This window comes from Enterobacter sp. PTB (assembly GCF_051130085.1).
In the GTDB taxonomy this organism is placed as follows: Bacteria; Pseudomonadota; Gammaproteobacteria; order Enterobacterales; family Enterobacteriaceae; genus Enterobacter; species Enterobacter ludwigii.
The window spans coordinates 1-540 of record NZ_JBDKEE010000112.1 but is presented as its reverse complement, the minus strand read 5'-3'; the positions used below and the strand labels follow the sequence as shown (position 1 = coordinate 540).

General features: G+C 54.6%; 1 protein-coding gene and 1 pseudogene. Both read right to left on the bottom strand.

Annotated elements, in window-relative coordinates; genetic code table 11:
* Positions 1-247 (bottom strand): annotated as a pseudogene (locus AAIR21_RS27830) (type VI secretion system contractile sheath large subunit); the annotation flags it as partial.
* Positions 248-277: 30 nt separating this feature from the next.
* Positions 278-540: type VI secretion system contractile sheath small subunit (locus tag AAIR21_RS27825; protein ID WP_434682833.1), on the bottom strand; the 263-nt coding region annotated here is incomplete at its 5' end.

Sequence of the window (540 nt, the reverse complement as noted above, 5' to 3'; positions counted from 1 at the left end):
TATCCAGCTTATCGACTTTACGGGTACCCGACTGGCGCAACTGCTCCAGAAAGACGCCCAGGGCAGCGGTCACGCGCTGGCTTGCACCGGCTTCCGCCATATCGGCCTCGTCTTTCCAGGCGCTGATGTCGCTGAGCTGCTCAACAGGTACCAGGTTGATTTTATTCAGTAAAGATGTATAGATCCCGGCAGACTGCTCCTGCACCAGAGTTTCTGTCGTTGTGGCTGTCGTATTTTCTGCTGACATGGTTTATCTCGTGAATGGAAGGGGGGAAGATCAGACGTCCTGAGGAGCCAGCGCGGCAATATCGGCGCGAAGTTCGTCACTCAGGGCGGGGTCACGCAGGATATTGAGCAGCTCGCGGCGGAAACTGGCGTCATCCAGCAGGTTCGCTTTGAGATCGCGCAGGAGATTGCGCATCGTCAGCATTGCCTGCAGTCGTGGCACTTGCTGTGCAATGCACTCAGGGGTAAAATCTTTCATATGACGGAACGTGAGGTTAATCTTCTCTTCCGTTTCTTCATCACCGTCTGTATGCT